Annotated in this window: 16 protein-coding genes and 1 tRNA gene; 8 read left to right on the top strand and 9 right to left on the bottom strand. The window is 63.4% G+C overall.

Annotation, left to right across the window (positions count from 1 at the left end; translation table 11 throughout):
- Positions 1–37: 37 nt before the first annotated feature.
- From ASS64_RS01660 to rodA, 5 genes are read left to right on the top strand one after another with little or no spacing between them, the layout of a single operon-like run.
- Entirely contained in the window at positions 38–1,081 is a 1,044-nt protein-coding gene (locus ASS64_RS01660) for a rod shape-determining protein (protein WP_067688804.1), read from the top strand.
- A 13-nt stretch (positions 1,082–1,094) separates the two neighbouring features.
- Positions 1,095–1,985 (top strand): rod shape-determining protein MreC, encoded by an 891-nt coding sequence (mreC, locus tag ASS64_RS01655; protein WP_067688801.1) that lies wholly within the window; start codon positions 1,095–1,097, stop codon positions 1,983–1,985.
- The gene (locus tag ASS64_RS01650) at positions 1,985–2,536 is read left to right on the top strand and encodes a rod shape-determining protein MreD (RefSeq protein ID WP_067688798.1); all 552 of its coding nucleotides are present in this window, start codon (positions 1,985–1,987) and stop codon (positions 2,534–2,536) included. The genes mreC and ASS64_RS01650 overlap by 1 nt, the downstream gene beginning before the upstream one ends.
- The gene (gene mrdA, locus ASS64_RS01645) at positions 2,536–4,617 is read left to right on the top strand and encodes a penicillin-binding protein 2 (protein ID WP_067690293.1); all 2,082 of its coding nucleotides are present in this window, start codon (positions 2,536–2,538) and stop codon (positions 4,615–4,617) included. The genes ASS64_RS01650 and mrdA overlap by 1 nt, the downstream gene beginning before the upstream one ends.
- A 41-nt stretch (positions 4,618–4,658) precedes the next feature.
- Positions 4,659–5,732 (top strand): rod shape-determining protein RodA, encoded by a 1,074-nt coding sequence (gene rodA / locus ASS64_RS01640; protein ID WP_067688795.1) that lies wholly within the window; start codon positions 4,659–4,661, stop codon positions 5,730–5,732.
- On the opposite strand, the gene ASS64_RS01635 is transcribed toward rodA, so the two are convergent.
- Entirely contained in the window at positions 5,729–6,409 is a 681-nt protein-coding gene (locus ASS64_RS01635; RefSeq protein WP_067688792.1) for a LuxR family transcriptional regulator, read from the bottom strand. The genes rodA and ASS64_RS01635 overlap by 4 nt on opposite strands.
- A 164-nt stretch (positions 6,410–6,573) precedes the next feature.
- Here ASS64_RS01635 and ASS64_RS01630 point away from each other — a divergent pair, with 164 nt between their 5' ends.
- Entirely contained in the window at positions 6,574–6,894 is a 321-nt protein-coding gene (locus ASS64_RS01630) for a hypothetical protein (protein ID WP_067688789.1), read from the top strand.
- 99 nt (positions 6,895–6,993) lie between these two features.
- Positions 6,994–7,069: transfer RNA gene (locus tag ASS64_RS01625), tRNA-Lys, on the top strand.
- A 55-nt stretch (positions 7,070–7,124) separates the two neighbouring features.
- Here ASS64_RS01625 and ASS64_RS01620 read toward each other — a convergent pair.
- Together ASS64_RS01620 and ASS64_RS01615 are read right to left on the bottom strand one after the other, a co-directional pair.
- Positions 7,125–8,099, bottom strand: coding sequence for a DNA adenine methylase (locus ASS64_RS01620; RefSeq protein ID WP_083508109.1), 975 nt, complete (start codon positions 8,097–8,099; stop codon positions 7,125–7,127).
- The gene (locus ASS64_RS01615; RefSeq protein WP_067688786.1) at positions 8,096–9,502 is read right to left on the bottom strand and encodes a hypothetical protein; all 1,407 of its coding nucleotides are present in this window, start codon (positions 9,500–9,502) and stop codon (positions 8,096–8,098) included. Before ASS64_RS01615 ends, ASS64_RS01620 begins: the two co-directional genes overlap by 4 nt.
- Positions 9,503–9,915: 413 nt before the next feature.
- Between ASS64_RS01615 and ASS64_RS16905 the strand changes: the two genes are divergently transcribed.
- On the top strand, positions 9,916–10,173 hold the full coding sequence (locus tag ASS64_RS16905) for a DUF5818 domain-containing protein (protein ID WP_255356005.1): 258 nt from the start codon (positions 9,916–9,918) through the stop codon (positions 10,171–10,173).
- A 17-nt stretch (positions 10,174–10,190) separates the two neighbouring features.
- Here ASS64_RS16905 and ASS64_RS01610 read toward each other — a convergent pair whose 3' ends face one another.
- The 6 genes from ASS64_RS01610 to ASS64_RS17095 form a co-directional block, all read right to left on the bottom strand.
- Positions 10,191–11,006, bottom strand: coding sequence for a hypothetical protein (locus ASS64_RS01610; RefSeq protein WP_067688783.1), 816 nt, complete (start codon positions 11,004–11,006; stop codon positions 10,191–10,193).
- 12 nt (positions 11,007–11,018) lie between these two features.
- A complete protein-coding gene (locus ASS64_RS01605) occupies positions 11,019–12,407 on the bottom strand; it encodes a phage terminase large subunit (protein ID WP_067688780.1) in 1,389 nt (462 codons plus the stop codon).
- On the bottom strand, positions 12,394–12,882 hold the full coding sequence (locus ASS64_RS01600; protein ID WP_234002283.1) for a hypothetical protein: 489 nt from the start codon (positions 12,880–12,882) through the stop codon (positions 12,394–12,396). Before ASS64_RS01600 ends, ASS64_RS01605 begins: the two co-directional genes overlap by 14 nt.
- A 477-nt stretch (positions 12,883–13,359) precedes the next feature.
- Entirely contained in the window at positions 13,360–15,543 is a 2,184-nt protein-coding gene (locus tag ASS64_RS01595) for a virulence-associated E family protein (protein ID WP_067688776.1), read from the bottom strand.
- Entirely contained in the window at positions 15,531–15,860 is a 330-nt protein-coding gene (locus ASS64_RS01590) for a hypothetical protein (RefSeq protein ID WP_067688772.1), read from the bottom strand. The genes ASS64_RS01595 and ASS64_RS01590 overlap by 13 nt, the downstream gene beginning before the upstream one ends.
- Positions 15,853–16,152 carry a helix-turn-helix transcriptional regulator gene (locus ASS64_RS17095; protein WP_369815332.1) on the bottom strand — a complete coding sequence of 100 codons (300 nt, stop codon included), beginning with the start codon at positions 16,150–16,152 and terminating at the stop codon, positions 15,853–15,855. The genes ASS64_RS01590 and ASS64_RS17095 overlap by 8 nt, the downstream gene beginning before the upstream one ends.
- Positions 16,153–16,239: the final 87 nt, after the last annotated feature.

The raw sequence follows: 16,239 nt of genomic DNA, 5'->3' as shown, positions 1-16,239 counted from the left end.
CGCCGGATCACGCGACAACACGGAAAATCGAACAACAATGGGCTTCTGGAACAATCTCTTCAAATTCGGCGTGCAGAACATGGCGATCGACCTGGGGACCGCCAATACGCTGGTTTACGTGCAGGATCAGGGCATCGTCCTGAACGAGCCGAGCGTGGTCGCGCTCGAAACGATCAACGGCATGAAGCGCGTCAAGGCCGTGGGCGACGATGCGAAGATGATGATGGGCAAGACCCCCGATTCCATCGAAGCCATCCGCCCGCTGCGCGACGGCGTGATCGCCGATCTCGACGTGGCCGAAGAGATGATCAAGCACTTCATCCGCAAGGTGAACGGCCGCAAGAGCCTGATGCGCTATCCCGAGATCACCATCTGCGTGCCCTCCGGGTCGACCAGCGTCGAACGCCGCGCGATCCGCGATGCCGCTTCGAACGCGGGCGCCAGCCAGGTCTACCTGATCCTCGAGCCCATGGCTGCCGCGATCGGCGCCGACATGCCGGTGACCGAACCGGTCGGTTCGATGGTCGTCGACATCGGCGGCGGCACCACCGAGGTCGCCGTGCTCTCGTTGCGCGGCCTGGCTTACACCACCTCGGTCCGCACCGGCGGCGACAAGATGGACGAAGCGATCGTGTCCTATGTCCGACGACATCACAATCTGCTGATCGGCGACAGCACCGCCGAACGGATCAAGAAGGACTTCGGCGTCGCCCGCCCGCCCGAAGACGGCGTGGGTGAAAGCATCACGATCAAGGGCCGCGACCTCGTCAACGGCGTGCCCAAGGAAATCACGATCAACCAGGGCCATATTGCCGAGGCACTTTCCGAACCGATCGGTGCTATCGTCGAAGGCGTGCGTATCGCGCTCGAAAACACCGCCCCCGAACTGGCGGCCGACATCGTCGACCAGGGCATCGTGCTCACGGGCGGCGGCGCGCTGATAGGCGGGCTGGACGAATATCTACGCGAAGAGACCGGCCTGCCGGTCACCATCGCCGAAGATCCGCTGTCCTGCGTGGCAGTGGGCACAGGGCGCGCAATGGAGGACCCGATCTATCGCGGCGTCCTGATGACAGCATAGGAAGGCATAGGGGATGGCGCCGACAGGCTCACGGCGCTCGGGGTATTCTCGCAGGGCGCAATACAACCTCTTCACCGGTTACGTGATCGCGGGCGTGGGCGCGCTGATTGGCGCGATCCTGCTCGCACTGTCGTTCTTCCAGCCCCAATTCTTCGGGGGGCTGCGCGGTGTGGCCCAGGATGGGGTTTCGCCCGCGACCGAAACGGCCGCTACCGTGCGCACGGGTTCGAAAGGGTTCTGGGACACGGTGAGCGGTTATTACCGCGCCGGCTCGAAGAATGCCGAACTCAAGCGCGAGATGGAGATCGCGCGTATCCGCCTAGCCGAAGCAGAGGCGGTGAAGCAGGAGAATGTGCGCCTGAAGGGCTTGCTCGACCTGCAGGATGAGGAGCGCGAACCTGTGGCCGTGGCCCGTTTGGTGGGCTCTTCGGCTTCGAGCACCCGGCGTTTCGCCTATCTAGGCGCAGGCTCGAACGACGGCGTTACCATCGGCATGCCGGTGCGCTCGCCGCGCGGAGTGGTGGGCCGGATCCTCGAAGTCGGCAGCGAAAGCTCGCGCGTGCTGCTATTGACCGATTCCGAGAGCGTCCTGCCCGTCCGTCGGGCCGGTGACGAAGTCGTCGCTTTCGCCGAAGGACGCGGCGACGGTCTCCTGCGCATCAAGCTGATCAATCTGGGGATCAATCCCCTCGCCCCCGGGGATGTGTTCGTTACCAGTGGCGCGGGTGGATACTACCCACCGGGTATCGCAGTGGCGATCCTGACCGAAACTACCGACGATGGCGGCCTGGCGCGGATCGTCAGCGACCCTGCGGCGACCGATTACGTCAGCGTCGAGCCCATATTCGAACCCGAAGCGGCGCTCGGCGCGGCCACGCCGATCGAACGCGAGCTGTCCGAGTGATGGAACGCAACGACCCGCGTTCGCGCAGCGATGCCTACGGAAGCAGGATCAATCGTTCGCATTCTCCACTGCTTGCCAATTTCGTACCCTGGGCGTCGATCGTCCTGGCATCGATACTGCCGATCTTTCCCGTCGCGACCGCGTTACCGATCGTCCCCCCGCTCGGCCTGCTGATGCTGCTGGCCTGGCGGCTGGTCCGTCCGGGCTTGCTGCCGGTCTGGGCCGGAATGCCGCTGGGTCTGTTCGACGACCTCTACAACGGCCAACCTTTCGGTTTTGCGATTCTTACCTGGTCGATGATCATGCTTGCCGTCGAACTGATCGACACCCGTCTGCCATGGCGCACCTTCTGGCAGGACTGGTTCAGCGCGGGTATACTGATTTTCGGCTATCTGGGTGCAGGCTGGCTGCTTTCGGGTGGCCAACCGACCGTCCACTCGCTGATCGCCCTGGTTCCGCAACTCGTGCTTACCATCCTCCTTTTCCCAATTGCAGCGCGGCTTGTCGCCACGCTCGATCGGTTCCGGCTGACCCGGTGGAGGGCCGTCTGATGCGGCTGCGCAAACGGGCGCGTCCGCGCGAAGTCGTTACCCAGTCGACACTCGAAAACGCATTCGATCGCCGCACCTTCGTCATTGGAACGGCGATGGGCGGACTTGGTGTGCTGCTGGCCGCCCGCATGGGCTATATCGCCATCGCCGAGAACGAGAAGTACGAGCTAGAGAGCGAGAGCAACCGCGTAAACCTGTCGCTGATCCCGCCCCGTCGGGGGTGGATCCTCGACCGTAATGGCGCCCCGCTGGCGTCGAACCGGGCCGATTTCCGCGTCGACATCATTCCCGAACGCACCCCCGATACCGACGCGACGATCGATGCGCTGACCAGCATCCTCGATCTCGACGAGAACCAGGCGGCGGACATCCGCAAGCGGGTCGAAGACGGTCCAGGCTACCAGCCCGTCGAAATCGCCTCGGGCATCAGCTACGACGATTTCGCGGCTGTAAGCGTGCGCTTGCCCGACCTGCCCGGAGTCATCCCGCAGAGGGGTTATTCGCGCTTCTACCCGACCGGTCCTACGGTGGGCCATCTCCTCGGCTACGTCGGCACCGCCAACGCCGAGGAATATGACGAACAGGACCGCAACCCCCTGCTCGTCACGCCGGGATACAAGATCGGCAAGGATGCGCTCGAAAAGCAGTTCGAACAGGAATTGCGCGGCGTCCCCGGTGCACGTCGCGTCGAGGTTACCGCATCGGGCCGTATCGTTCGCGAACTCGAAACGCGCGAGGATGTGCAGGGTGATCCGGTACGCCTGACGATCGATGGTCCGCTGCAGGACTATGCTGCGAGGCGCATCGGGCTGGAGAGCGGCTCGGTGGTCGTCATGGATTGCGACACCGGCGATCTGTTGTGCATGGCTTCCATGCCCAGTTTCGACCCCAACAGCTTTTCGCAAGGCATCGGCCGCGTCGAATACGCCATGCTGCGCGACGACGAACGCGTTCCGCTGCGCAACAAGGTGCTCAAGGGCCTCTACCCGCCCGGTTCGACCATCAAGCCGATGCATTGCATGGCCTTTCTCGACGCCGGCGTTAAGCCGGAGGAATCGATCATCTGCGGCGGTGGGCGACGCGTGGGCAATCGCTTCTTCAACTGCTGGAGCAACCACGGCCGCGTCGATATGGCGAAGGCCATCTACCAAAGCTGCGACAGCTATTTCTATCATTTCGCCCAGCAGGTCGGGTTCGAGAAGGTGGCACAATGGGCGCACAAGATGGGCCTCGGCGAAGAATTCGATCTGCCGGTGGCCAGCCAATTCTATGGTACGGTGCCCGAACCCGATTGGAAGATGCGTAAGTTCGGCCGCGAATGGCAGAATTACGACACCGTCAATTCGTCGATCGGTCAGGGCTATTACCTCGCCAGCCCGCTCCAGCTCGCAGTGATGAGCGCCCGCCTGGCAACGGGCAATCGCGTGTTGCCGCGTCTGCGCCGAGGCAGCGACAGTATCCGGTTCGAAAGTTTCGGGTTCAGCCCGGACGAGATCGGTTATGTCCGCCAGGCGATGAGCGACACGGTCAACGGGCCCGGTACCGCAGGCCGTGCGCGCCTGCCGATCGAAGACGTCCTTATGGCGGGCAAAACGGGTACGGCCCAGGTCGTTTCGCTCAGCAAATCGGACGGCAAGACCGGGCCGTGGAAGTTCCGCGATCACGGCCTGTTCGTGTTCTTCGCCCCCTTCGATAATCCCAAATATGCCGGTGCCGTCGTGATCGAACATGGCGGCGGTTCGGGTGCCGCCTACCCGATCGCTCGGGACGTGATGACCTTCATGTTCGATCCGGCGAAAGGGATGGAAGCGTTGCGCGCTCTCGAACAGCAGTGGGGCGGCACGGCCAAGGAGCGGCTCAACGCCAAATATCGCAACTACGCGGCAGCCGAGGGCCAGGTCATCCCGCCGGCACCAGCCCGCGACGAGGATATCTTCGATCAGGTCGAGGCCGAAGCCCGGCTTGCTGCACGCCAGACCGAAAACCTTGCCGAGCAGGCGAGCCCGTCGCGCGTCGACAATCGCACGGCCGCTGAGGTCTCTCGTGGCTCCGACGCGGCCAACCGGGACGACTTGCAGTGACCGGTATCGTCCCTGCCCCCGTTGCGCGGCAGCCCTGGCAGATGCTCTTTCCGCTGTTCGTCCTGATCGGCTTCGGCGCGCTGGTCCTGTTTTCGGCGGCCGCCGGAAGCTGGGATCCTTACGCTTCATCGCATGTGATCCGGTTCGGCGTTTTCCTTGCCATGGCCTTCGTGCTCAGCCGCTTTTCGCGCGAGCTGGCGATGTTCTTCGCCTTTCCGATCTATATCGTCGTGCTGCTGATGCTGGTGGCCGTGGAGGCGATCGGCTTCGTCGGCGGCGGCAGTCAGCGCTGGCTGGACCTCGGCTTCATGCAGCTGCAACCCTCGGAATTGATGAAGCCGGCGGTGGTGCTGATGCTGGCCCGTTTCTACGCCACGCTCCCGATCGGAATGATCCCGACGTGGCGGGCCTTGATCCCGGCAGGCGCGCTGATCATGACACCTGTCGCGCTGGTCCTGCTCCAGCCGGATCTCGGTACCTCGCTCGCCATCGTGTTCGGCGGGGCGATGGTCATGTTCGCGGCCGGTCTGCCAATGCGCTGGTTCCTGGGTGCCGCCGTCGCCGCGGCGGTGCTGGCCCCATTGGCATTCTTCTTCGGTCTGCAGCCTTACCAGCAGCAGCGCGTCTTCACATTCCTCGACCCGGAGAGCGATCCTCTGGGCGACGGCTATCACATCACCCAGTCCAAGATCGCGATCGGTTCGGGCGGCTTTTCGGGCAAGGGCTTCAACGAAGGCTCGCAAAGCCATTTGCACTACCTGCCCGAACCGCACACCGACTTCATCTTCGCCACCATGGCCGAGGAATGGGGCTTCGTCGGCGGTCTCGTGGTGATCGGCGCCTTCGCAATGATATTCCGATGGGGGCTGTCGGTCGCGCGCGCCAGCAGCGATCGCTTCGCCAAGCTGGTTGCGCTGGGCATGACCGCGACGATTTTCTTCTACGTCGCCATCAATCTGATGATGGTCATGGGGCTCGCGCCCGTGGTCGGCATCCCCCTGCCCTTCATGAGCCATGGCGGCAGTTCGATGTTAACCAACATGATCTGCATCGGCTCGCTGATGATGGTCCACCGCTGGAACCGGAAGGCTCCGCGCACCGGATTGCTTCGCTAGAGTTCGACGAGGCCCAGCTTTAGCGCGCGAACAGTCGCGGTGACGCGATCGTTGGTCTGCAGCTTGTCGTAGATCCGGCGCGTATAGGTTCGCACGGTTTCGGGCGAAATCTCGAGGATCGTCGCAATATCGTTCGAGGATTTGCCCCGCCCCATCCATTCGAGGACCTCGCGCTCGCGCTCCGACAGGACGACCGAAGGCTTGCCTTCGTCGATGACCTTGCAAATCTGCAGATGGGCAGCGAGCAGCAGGGATTGCACCTGCTGCAGCCGGCCCATCGCAAAATGGTCCGGGTCCTGCCCGAACCGCACCAGGGCAAAGGCGTCGCGATTACGCGGTCCGAAGAGCGCGAAGGCCACCCAATTGTCGACACCCAATTCGTCCAACCGCTCGAAATAAGCCTCCGCTTCCCGGTCTCCCTGCGCCAGCTTGCGGGCCCCCGTCCATGTCAGGATCGGACCGTGTTCGAACGTCAGCTGGGGCACGGGATCGCGGCGCCTGTAATCCGCGCCGATGTAGAGCTTCTGGTATTCCAGAGGATATTCGCGGGCCCAGATGAAAGCCTTTTTGGACGTCTGCGATTCGAACGCCGGGGTGAAATGATAGCTGAACCAGCTAGCGCCCTCGTCCTTGCAGCTCGCGTATACGTATTCGAGAATCGCCTCGCAATCGTCCATTCTCGCGATATGTGCCGCAAATGCCTGCATCGGTCGATCAGCTTTCGGGCCTGTCCCCTTACTGAGGGACTGGAACCTATCATTTGTTTGGCTAAAGGCCCACCAGAATGAACGCCAACGCTCGGTGGGGGGCAATCGTTGGCTCGTTAGAAACGCACATTACCATGACCCCCGAGAATCACCGGCGACGGGCCGGCGACGATATCGATTGCGACTGCGACAACCTCGCCGGGAAGGTCGGAGACGACACCTGCGACAAGGTATTGGTCGAAGTCTGCCGAGCCAACAAGCTCGGTGTGACGATTACCATCTGGGATCTGCCACAGGTCACAGGGCTGCCGCTGCACGAAGCTTTTGCAGCCGTCCGCGCGCTGGAATTCGGTCGAATCCTGTCGATCGGCGACGATCCGGCCAACCCCTTCGGCGCGACACTGCATATCCAGGACGCTGCAATGATGCGGCTGGACAAGCTTCGCGCAGCCTGAGTTGGCGATTAGGGCTTTTCATCGCAAAAAAGCCCGCTATATGGGCGCCTCCCGAGTCGGGAACGCCTCTTCCCAAGAGGCCGCGGCACGCCGCAGTGTGGACGCATAGCTCAGTTGGTAGAGCAGCTGACTCTTAATCAGCGGGTCCTAGGTTCGAACCCTAGTGCGTCCACCATTTTTTCAGTTACTTAGGGCCGCGAAAGCGAGCCACCGTCTTAAAAAGACGGTGGCTAAGACGGTGACACACTATTGCGCGCCGCAAGCTCGGCCTTCGTAGGCGGTGGCGCGATTAGCGCCCCTCCACGGCTAGATCGATGCAATTCGACCATAGAGCCCTCCACATCTGGCACCTGCAACCTGTCGCTAAAGAACATGGCCTCCCGCCCACGCAGAACGTTCCGCGCGCTGTAGCCAATCGTATATTGGAGCGCTTGCAAGCCGTTATACATCGCTTGGATGGGGGAGACGTCATCGTAGGAGACGATCCAGTGGGCGTTAGTTAGAGAGCGGACCGCCTGTGATACAGCCTCGTGATCCTCATTTGAATAGTAATCGTAATAGAGCTGGCTGCCCTTCTCGTAATATGGAGGATCGAGATATACGAGCGTCTTGGCGGGCCACTTCGGACTGTAGGTTTCGAGAAAATCGATTGCATCTAGGTTGGTCAACTCAATTCGTCGTCGCGCGGCGGCTATGCGCTCTATTCGCTGTATGAGATCAGCCTTGTTGTAGCGTGCGTCGATCTTCCACTTACCGGTCTGATCGCGCCCGCCAATTACGCCGCCATTGAGTATCCCGGAGCGATGCGTGCGGTTCAGGAAGAACATCGCGAAACCAAGCTCAAGGTCGCTTGCGTTGTCCTGCGCAGCGAGCACCGCCTTGAGGCGATCCCGATCCTCAACAGTGACGGGGGTGTCCGCGATGAGGGCGGCCAACTCATCAGTCTCATTAAGCACGCTGTGCCAGAACGCATACACCGGGCGGCTCACATCGTTGATGGCGACCCGTCGCACTATGCCGGTCAACAGCAACTCCCAGGCGACCGCCGCGCCGCCCGCGTAGGGCTCAACGTAGAGGCCATCTGAAATATCGTTCGATTTGATGAGTGAGGATACGAAGCGCGCGAGCTTCCCCTTGCCGCCCGGATAGCGCAGCGGGGAGTATCGTCCTGACGGCGGTATTCGCCCTTTGATGCGCTTGCTCATGGTGCACCATAGACCGCTACGAAAAGCGGCTCAGCGGTATCCCACGCATTCCGCAGCACGTCGGCGGCAGGCACATCATACTTGTCATGGTGGTAGTCGTTCAGGGCCTGAATTGATGCTGGATCAGTCTTGCCTGTCAGTGTCCGCTTAACGCCCCTAAGGTCCGTGCCGGTGGCCCTCTTGTTCGCCACCAAATGCTGAATGACGCGCTCAGCCTTCTGCGCGAGGTTCAATTGAACATTGTTACCTTTTTTGTTGGCCTCCCACATCGGCAGGCCCTCATCGGTCATATATTTCTCCACGGTATGTTGGAGAAAAGCGCGCAGAACAAACGCCGCCGACAGGGGTGTCTGCGCGAGGCGCAGACGAGAGGCCTCCCGCACGAGCGCCTGTCCCTTGGCGGTTTCCGGCTGGACAAAGCCATGCTTGGAGGGAGCCAATGTGGCGCGCGGGCCTTTGGTTCTGGTCGTTTTCTTCTTGCCCGTGCCCTTTCCCTTGCTGTCGCTTGATTTGGAAAGGCGCGGGCGCTTCTTGCCATCGTTGATCTTCACGTCGCGGAAGGCGGCACTGTTCTTGCTTGGCTTGCCAGAGGGGTGCAGCCGCTTGGGCAAGGCATCGAAATAGGTCTCGATCTCCGATGCCTTGTTGTGGCTCCGGGTGTCGATCTCCTTGTCGTGAATACCCTGGAATATGGTCGATAGGACATCCAGAACGAACTCAGCCTGGCGGTTGAATACAGGTATCTTCTGGCCATCCTTCTCAGTGGTGGACATACCCAACCAATCCCGGCCCTTCTTCGACTCCAAGAAGCGGGAGAGAACACTTGGTTTCGCTTCAACCTCCGCCCGAATTTGTGCCCAATCGTCATCGCTGAACGTCGAATTGCGCTCCACGAAGTCAATTACATCGAGGACCGTGCGGTCATTCTGGAAGCGCTGTATTTCCAGCGTGCCCCACGGGATGCGCGACTCGCCCTCCATGCCCCGTCCATGGCGACGCAAGATCCACTCGTTCGCATCGGCCCGGCTATCGAACTTGGCGCAGCTAATTAGTTCTGCCGAGGCCGCATCGAAATCTTCGGCGGCCTTCACGAGACGCTTTACGATGGTCTCGCCCAGCCCAGTGCCATTCAGGACCGCCGGTTCATGGAGCACCTTCAGCGCCGCGAGGCGGCGGTTGCCGTCCACAACAACCCACTCGTCACCATCACCCTCATCTACGATGTAGAATGAGTCGCCCGGATCGAGGCCATGCTCGCTGATGCTCAGCATCATCGTGCGGAAGTGGCCAGTATCCAGCCTGACTATAGCTTCAAGCGCCTCCGCTTGTGTCTCCACACGACCAATACGCGGATTTTCGAGGTCGAGTATAAGGTCATCAACAGACAACTCTTCTCTCGCCATAAGCCCCCCTGATTTCAGCTCAACTGTGCGCGTTGACCCGAATTAGGGGAGCGCCGCTCAAACTGATAGACGGCTCGGCCGAGCATTGTCTACCGCTACGACAGCCCGAATGCTCGGATGTAGCTTACACCTTTCGATTGCCTCTCCGCATGTTAAGCCCCATTGTGACCACGGAGCTGCCACGCACGGCTCTGGGGCGTAGTAACCCCGAACACAGCGGTTGGACTGCCCGTAGCAGTCCGACACATCCTTGACCCTATGGTCGGGGAGCCTGCGACGTATGTCCAGGGCTCTCGGGCCTAAAGGTCGTAGGGACCGACTGTGTTCGGTTTACTAACTCCCCGATCACCAGAGGATCAGGTGTGAAGTCGAAAGCGGGGGCGTACCGCCATCGACTTCCGGGGAGACGCACCATGCCAAGAGGTGCGAGACACATAGAGACCGGAACACTGCGCCCAGGGCGATGGGGATACTCGCTGGAAATGGATGGCGGCGGGGTATGGCAACTCGACATTACTAGGTCGGCTCGCCGCTATCTCGGTCAACGCGTAACCGTCGAAGGGGTCCGGTCAGGTTTTGACCTAATTGATGTTCACCGCATCCGACCAGTTGCAGGAAACAGAAAGCAACGAGGTTTCTGGCAAAGCCTGCTTGGCTCGCAATCAACATGATCGCGTTGCGTTGATTGTTATCCGACCATAGCCAACGCCTTGAGACTGCCCGCCGCCTTCATCGCCGGGGCCTGCCGGAGCTGCATGACCCTGCCGAACCGACCGGACAGCGCGTTGCCCGCGTTCATCACCTGCCGCAGCGCCGAGTCCGTGGCATCAAGCTGAGCGCTGTCCACCGGGGCGAACGTCGAGGCGGCGCGCTGGCGGATGGTGCCATGCGTCTCGTCATCAAGCCCGGACAGGAACGGTGGGGCATGGATGACCGCCGCGACGGTCGTGCGATCGTCGCGCGCGACGGCCTTGTGGATGAAGCTCAGTCGCTCCTCTGGCTTGGTCATGCCCTTGATGTGCGCGCGCACCTCCGCCGCGAGCGACAGGCCCTCCGGCGTCCGGCGGTGCGGATGGTCCAGCGCGCTCTCTACGCGGCTCGCCAGCTTGTCGCGATAGCCGCGCAGCTCGCGCACCCTGCGGTCGATGGCGGGCGCGATCCGGTCCATCGCCCTCTCGGCGGCCTTGATGAACTCCTCGGCATCGACGACGCGCGTGGGTGTGCCGTCGATCATGCGGACGTTGTCTGTCATCTGGCTGCGACCGCCCTTGGCCGCTGGGTGCTGGCGGCGCACGGCGGGATCGGCGATTGCCTGCAAGTCCCGCTCCGCGTCGGCAAGACGGCCGATGCCGTCGTATACGAGCCGCAACGCCTCACGCGCGGCGGCCAACGCGGACGTGCCGAGCGTGTCCGGCTCGTTCAGCGCCGATGCGACGCCCAAGAGGCTGTCGGGGTGGTAGTCGAGCGGAACGTCCGCCCGAACGGGTGTGCTGTCTTCGGTCATGTACTTCTCCTTTCAATAGAGGCCGGTGGTCCGGTTGAAGCGGGCAACTTGCAGGGGTGAGTTGACGAGGTATCGGACGGCGTCGGCGAAGTGGTCGTTGGCGGACGTATCCACGTCCTCCATGCGCACGTCGTCGCGCGGCAGCAGCGGCAATGTCTCAAGCGCCAGCCGGCATCGCTCCGAGAACCAGAGGCCAGGCGTGTCCGGGTCGTCCTCGCGCGCGGCGGCCATGAGTGACTTGACCTTCACCCAGCCGCTGATGCGGTCCTTCTGCGGCTTGGTCAGTGACAAGCCGTGCAGCGCTAGCTGCTCAAGCAGCGTGTCGTTTTGCAACCCCCGCGCGTCATCACCCACGCCGCGCGGACGGACGCCCCAGCGCTCGCAGGCGGCCAGCACCTCCTCCGCGACCATCTGCGGCGGCCAGCCCTTGCCGAGCGAGGGATCGTCGGAGCGGGCGGTGTGCACCTCGTCGACGATGATCCACGAACCCTTCGGATAGACCCGCCCGCCGGGGCCGATCAGGCCGGGCCGCATGGGATGAAGCGCGAGCACGGCGGCGGTCGGCGCGGTCCAGCCCCAGTCCAGCGAGACGCAGCTGTAAAAGCCATGCTGGCTTATCGACCCGGATGGGAGCCGGAAGGTGCTGTCCGGGATGATGCAGTGATCGCCGAATACGTCGGCAAAGAACGCCCCGGCCAGCTCCGCCCAGTTGTTCTCTAGCCACGCTGATGCCAGCGCCCGGTCGCCACCGGACGATGCGATGATGGACCGTGCGTAGCGCTCCGTGTCGATGGTCGGATTGTCTAGGTAGGTGGAGGGCGCGTAAACCCATCGCGATCCGTCATCCAGCTCGTAAGGCCGCCACGGCGCGCGCCCGGTTACATGCATTCGCGCGATGGTCGCGTGCAGCGGTCCGCCGGGGTTGCCGAGCACGATCATCCGCGTCGGGACGCCCGCCGGGCCGCGCAGGTTGGCCTGTAGCATGTTGATGTGCCGCAGCGTCGTGAAGTTGGTGATCTCATCGACCGCCAGCAGGTTCGCCTCCTGCCCCTGCCACTTCGCGACGTCCTTCGCACTGGACAGGTTGCCGAGCGTGACCACCGCTCCGTTCGGACAGCGAATGATGAAGTCGGCACGGTTGGAGTTGACCCCGCCGGGGAAGGCGTCCCGAAACAGCGCCTCAATATCATCCCAGAGATTGGCGAGGCTCTTATAGGTCGCGCGCAGAATGAGAACGCGGGCGTTGTCGGCGTGCTGAACGCAGTGGCGCAGCGCCAGCAGGGCGAGCGCCGTCGTCTTGCCTGATCCGCGACCGCCCAGCAGCGCTAGGTTCAGATGCTCCGGCACGGACAGAACGCGGGCCTGCCAAGGCGTCGGCTCGGTGAGCTTAGGCGTGTTCATCAGTGCCTCTCTCCGCCTCTAGGGGTCCCCGCCCGCCCTGACCGGGGGAGGGGCCAGAGGAACCCTCCCCCTCGATCATGGTCGCGTAGGCGCGCTCATCCATCGCGCCGGGCAGGTTGATCTGCACGGCGACCTTGGGCGCGGCGTCGGTCTGTCCGTTCTCGCGGTAGCCGTGGCGCGTCTTGAGCAGGAACATCGCGGCGGCGACGTTGCCCTTGCGCGACGCGGCCAGCAGGCTGTGCACCAGTTCATGCTCCAGTCCGCCCAGCCCGGCGGCCAGCGCCTCCTCCACCTCCACCTGCCGCCTGCGGCACTCACGGAAGACACGGCCCGACATGCCCAGCGAGGAGGCGATAGAGGCTATTGGATGGCCGCCGCGCGCCATCGTCTCGATCACCTCAAGGCCGGGCTGGTGGATCGTGACCTTCCCGTCCAGTCCGCGCGTTGTCGGCAATGTCTCGGCAGTATTGTTCATGTTATGTTCCATAGCTCATTTCGCGGTGCATGACCGTCTGTTTCACCGTCTTTTCTTGCTGACGCGGCGGCGGATGCAGCGGCTTTCCGGGGCGCGGCGTGGCGAGAGATACTGACTGTCCGTCAGCGGGTGGGGAATTGGGGCGTCGCGGTCCCCTTTTTAGGGCGCACGAGGGTGTGTCAGGCGGGTTTATTAGTCCCTCGGCGCAGTGATGGACGTTCCCCCCGTTCCGGGTGCCGTTCCGCCCAAGGGGGAACGTGAGATCGCTGGGAAGTCCTAGGCTACAGTAACCGTTCCCCCCGTTCCCCCTTATTCTGAAGCAAGGAGGTAGAGAGGCAGGGGATACGATAGCCCTCTGGGCAGTATAGCAAACCGGCCGGAACGGGAGGAACGGGGGAACGCTTGCCAGAAAGTGCTGGCAGCTCGGAGACTTAGGTGTTCCCCCTACCCCGTTCCCCCTGTGGGCGGTCATGCACATCAGCCCAGCTCCCGCCCCGTATCGGTGACCACGGCGCGCCCGCCATCAGGTCGTCGCACGAAGAGCTGGCGAGCCTGCTCCTCTGACGTGCCCTTCGCGTAGGCGTGCTCTGGCCCATCGCCGAACCGCAGCTTCTTCCGCGTCCAGCCCAGCTCCCGCATCGCCTCGCCAAGACGCGCGTTGTGCTCCTGCGTTCGCTGCCCAGACGGGATATCGAGAATGTCCCAGGCATCTGCCGCGCGCAGCTTCCCGGTTCGACCATCCAGCGCCCGCGCGAGGATATCCACGTAGGGGTCTTCAACCCGCCGATCCTCCTGCGCGGCGGCGGCCATCGGCCACAGCTCGGGATCGAGGCGGATCGCCTCCCCACCCTCCTCTATTGCCGCCGCCTCGGCCCACAGCTGATCGCGATCCCGGCGCAGCGCGTCGAGGTCGAAGGCCGCTATCCTCACCGGCCAGAACCGCCGGTTGCCGGTCGCATCTCGCAGGTAGCGCTCGCTGTTAGTCGAGCCGACGATTATACACTGGCGTGGCACCTCCTCCGCGAACCGAGCGTAGGCCGCTCTGGCCCGGTCGTTCTGCCGCGATAGGAGCGCCTTCAAGTGCTCGACGTCGCCCCGCCGCAATCCTTTCAACTCAGCGGCCTCGACTATCCAGCGCCCGGTGACACGCTCTATCACAATCTTGCTGTCGGCGTTCAGCGGCAGGTCGTCGGTGAACCAGTCGTCGCGCACCGCCATCACAGCCAGCGCCGACGACTTGTTCGTGCCCTGCTCGCTCTCGAAAACCACCATCTCGTCGAACTTGCAGCCCGGCTTTCGGATGCGCCGCACGGCGGCAACCAGCATCAATCGCCCAACCGCGCGCACATAGGTGCTGTCGTCCGCGCCGCCGTAGTCGATGAGCCATCGGTCGATGCGCGGCGTGCCGTCCCACACCAGCCCGTCGAGATAGTCCCGAACCGGGTGGAAGGCCGCGCGACGCGCGGCATCGACCACGACGTCACCGTAGAATTCCTTGCTTGGGAGGAAGCCAAAGCGCTCCTCGGTCAGAAGCCGTAGCCGCCGCACCGCTCCATCATCGAGCGCGGGGCCGAAGCCCTCCAGCCCCTCGACGAGGGTGCGGTCCTGAAACTGGTCATAACTCAGTCGGACGCCGAGGCGAGCGAGGGCGACGCGAATGTTCTGCTGATTGGCGAGCCGGACACCCTTCTCGGTTACGATGAACTCCGTGTTGTCTCGCGCCACCTCCTGGCGAGCGCGCGCAATCTGCCGGGCAGCGTAGCGCAGCGCCCCGCGCCCCTTGTCGAGAACACTCGCGGAGATGCCAAAGTCAGGGTCGGTGAGCACCGCCATTATGGTCTCGTCCGGCACCTCGCAGCGAACGAGCTGGCAGGCGACGTCGAAGAGCCATGCCGAGCGGCTGTCGTCGTGTTCCTTCGGATGGTCAGGATCGCGGCCCTGGACAACGACAACCTTCACCCGGTCGGGGACGCCCCAATCGTCCAGATCATCCACTGTCGCGAGCGGTGCAGCGGGCGACGGTATAGGCGCGTCAGACGCAGCACCTCCACCGCCCGGCGGCACGCTGTGCGGCAAGTTCTCCGGCGCGACAGTGCCCGGATCGTCGCGAAGGACCGTCGCCAGCGCGCCGGTCTTGCTGTTGCGCGTAAACGGCACGCGCGCGACCCGGTCGATGTTGTGACAATGATCGCCGCCGAGCATGTCGGCCAGCGCGTAGTTGATGGCCTCGACCTCGTCGGGCGGCGCGCGACGGTTCAGCCGCCACAGCGTCCAGAGGCCGCGCCCCGACGAGATGATGATGTGGGGCGATGGCGCATCGAGCTGGTCAATCCGGCGCAGCGTCTCCGTGCGCCACTCCTCCAGCTCATCCGCTGCGGTGACATCGCCCGGCGGGTCGATGTCTACCCACGCCCAGCGCGCTCCAAGGCAGTCACCCTTCTTTGGCTTGCCGGTTACCGCGTCGCGCAGCTCAGCCAAGGCAAAGTAGAGGTCGCCATGCGCGTTCGCCGCGAGGAAGTCGCGGGCCGCCTCTGTTGTGGGCAATGCGGGGTGGAGGCAGCGGCCATCGCGAAACGACATAACCGATGGCGGCGCGAAGTGGCGCGCAACGAAGTCGGCGGCGGCAGAGGCGTCGATGCGGGGCGGCTTTACATCGGCCATAAGCGCAGCATCCTCTCCGCCTCCCGGCGAACCACCGGGATGATACCGGGCGGCAAGTGCTGGGTGAGCGCGGCTGGCGGCGCGTCGCAGCGGTGTTGCACGCGGCTGGCCCAGTCCAATCCGGCGGCCTCAAGCTCGCCCTCGAACACAACCTCGGCAAAGGCGGCGGCCTGTCGGGCGGCATGGTCTACCGCGAACGGCAAGTTGCTGATTTCGGGTCGTGCCCAAGGCCGGTATTCAGGGTTCAGCTTCGTGGTCTTGGTCCGGCCCGGCTCGCCCGCCCCCTCATACGGGGCGGGCACATCTCTCTTAGCCATGCTCCTCTCCATCGGATCGAAGCCACGCGTCGAGATCGTCACGGTGGTAGCGGACGACGCGCGCGCCAACCTTGTGGAAGCGGGGGCCGGTGCCCTTTGCGCGCATGTCTTCCAGCCCGCGCACAGAGAGGCCGAGATAGGTAGCCGCGTCGTCGGGCGCGAACCATGGCGATAGGATGGGCGGATCAGCGCGAAGGCGCTCCGTCACGATCTCTGCGACGTGACCCGCGATCTTATTCCAGCTTTCGTCAATCTGTTGCACTTCACCCTCGTTCGCTTCGGCAGACGCCAAGATTTGGCTATGGGGCGGCAAGGGATTTGCCGCTGTTCTCCCTTTCTGCCGATGCGAACCGAACCCCCGCAGGTAGCTCTATTCGGG

The sequence above is a fragment of the Erythrobacter sp. AP23 genome, assembly GCF_001542855.1.
Taxonomy (GTDB): Bacteria; Pseudomonadota; Alphaproteobacteria; order Sphingomonadales; family Sphingomonadaceae; genus Qipengyuania.
The sequence above is the reverse complement of the archived record's forward strand: the minus strand, read 5'-3'. Positions and strand labels throughout refer to the sequence as shown.